This window comes from Micromonospora phytophila (assembly GCF_023656545.1).
Taxonomy (GTDB): Bacteria; Actinomycetota; Actinomycetes; order Mycobacteriales; family Micromonosporaceae; genus Micromonospora; species Micromonospora phytophila.
Genome location: NZ_JAMOKF010000572.1, coordinates 1 through 1,960, shown reverse-complemented (window position 1 = coordinate 1,960; position 1,960 = coordinate 1). Strand labels below are relative to the sequence as shown.

Annotated in this window: 2 protein-coding genes; one reads left to right on the top strand and one right to left on the bottom strand. The window is 75.4% G+C overall.

Annotated elements, in window-relative coordinates; all coding sequences use genetic code 11:
• Positions 1-1,031 (top strand): ATP-dependent DNA ligase (locus NCC78_RS31360; RefSeq protein ID WP_284706377.1); only part of this gene is annotated, 1,031 nt, incomplete at its 5' end.
• 4 nt (positions 1,032-1,035) lie between these two features.
• On the opposite strand, the gene NCC78_RS31355 is transcribed toward NCC78_RS31360, so the two are convergent.
• Positions 1,036-1,881 carry an SURF1 family cytochrome oxidase biogenesis protein gene (locus tag NCC78_RS31355; protein ID WP_250799051.1) on the bottom strand — a complete coding sequence of 282 codons (846 nt, stop codon included), beginning with the start codon at positions 1,879-1,881 and terminating at the stop codon, positions 1,036-1,038.
• Between the last annotated feature and the right edge of the window lie 79 nt (positions 1,882-1,960).

Below are 1,960 nucleotides of genomic sequence, written 5' to 3'. Positions count from 1 at the left end.
CGCCCATGCTCGCCCAGAGCGCGCCCTCGGTCGACGTGGCGCTGGCCACCACCGGCACGCACGCGGTGGTCGACGTCAAGCTCGACGGCATCCGGATCCAGGTGCACCGTTCCGGCGGCGACATCGCCGTCTTCACCCGCAGCCTCGACGACATCACCGCCCGGGTGCCCGAGGTGGTCGCCGCCGTGCGGGCGCTGCCCGCCCGTGAGCTCGTGCTCGACGGCGAGGCGATCGGGCTGGACGCCACCGGCCGGCCGTTGCCCTTCCAGCAGACGTCGAGCCGGGCGGCCCGGCGCACCACGCCGAGCACGACCGGTCGCACCCCGGTCGCCCCGGCGGTGCTCGCCGCCGCCGAGGTCACCGGCGAGACGGTGCTGACGCCGTACTTCTTCGACCTGCTGCACCTCGACGGCGACGACCTGATCGACCTGCCGGGCCGGGAGCGCTGGGCCGCGCTCGCCGGCGCGGTCGACGCCTCCCTGCTGGTCGGGCGGATGGAGGTCGAGAGCGCCGAGCAGGCCGGCGAGGCGTTCGCCGCCGCGCTCGCCGCCGGCCAGGAAGGGGTCGTGGTCAAGGCCCCCGACGCCCCCTACGACGCCGGCCGGCGGGGCGCGGCCTGGGTCAAGGTGAAGCCCCGGCACACCCTCGACCTCGTGGTGCTGGCGGTGGAGTGGGGCAGCGGCCGACGCCAGGGCTGGCTCTCCAACCTCCACCTGGGCGCGCGGGACCCGCGCACCGGCGACTTCGTGATGCTGGGCAAGACGTTCAAGGGGCTCACCGACGAGCTGCTGCGGTGGCAGACCGAGCGGTTCCTCTCCCTCGCCGTGGAACGCGGCCACCAGGTGGTGCGGGTCCGCCCCGAGCAGGTGGTCGAGATCGCCTTCGACGGGGTGCAGACCAGCTCCCGCTACCCGGGCGGGATGGCCCTGCGCTTCGCCCGGGTGGTGCGCTACCGCGACGACAAGACTGCGGCGGACGCCGACACCATCGACGCGGTCCGCGCCATCCACGCCGGCCGGACCACCGGCTGACCGCTCAGCGCGCGGCGCGCACCGGGTCGCCGTCGCGGGGCGCGGGTTCGGCGGCGCGGTCGACGGGCCGCTCCTCGACCGGCCCCGCCAACCGGCGGGCCTCCCGGCGGGCCACCCAGCCGTAACCGAACAGGGTCATCGCGGCGAAGATCCACCACTGCACCACGTACCCGAAGTTCTGCCAGTTGTTGGTGTACCCCACCGGCACGCCTTTGAAGGTCGGGTCGGCCGCCGGGTCCTGCTCGTCGAGGAGCAAGTACGCCCCGTGCACCGGGTACGGCAGCTCCCCGGCCAGCTGGGTGACGCCGATCCGGCGGGTTTCCAGCCGGCCGTCGCGCCGGGAGACCGCCACCGAGCCGCTCTCGCTCAGGTGCACCCGGCCAGTCACGGTCACCTCGCCGGACGGGGCGGCCGGCACCGGCGGCTGGGCGGTCGCGTCGCCACCCGGGGCCGGCGGGATCCACCCCCGGTCCACCAGCACGGCGGTGCCGTCGGCCAGCACCAGCGGAGTGACCACCTCGAAGCCGACCTTGCGGTCCACCGTGCGACCGCGGACCAGGATCACGTTCGAGGTGTCGTACCGGCCGGTCGCGGTGACCTTGGTCCAGGCCCGCTCCGCGGCGGGCGCGGGGCCGGCCGTGCCGTTGCCGCCGGGCGGGGCGGGCAGCGCGTCGCGCAGCGGCACCGGGTCCATCCGCAGGCCGGCGTCGATCCGCTCGTTGATCGCGGTGCGGGCGTGGTAGCGGTCCAGCTGCCAGTTGCCGAGCAGCACCATCACTGCCGCGGCGACCAGGGTCAGCGCGAGAATGCCCAGCCAGCGCGGCGTCAACAGGAACCGGTACACGACCACGAGGTTACCCCTGTGGCCCGGGCCACCGACCTGCGACAGCCCCTGCGGGCCGGGCAGCGCGCCGACCGGGCCGTTCGGC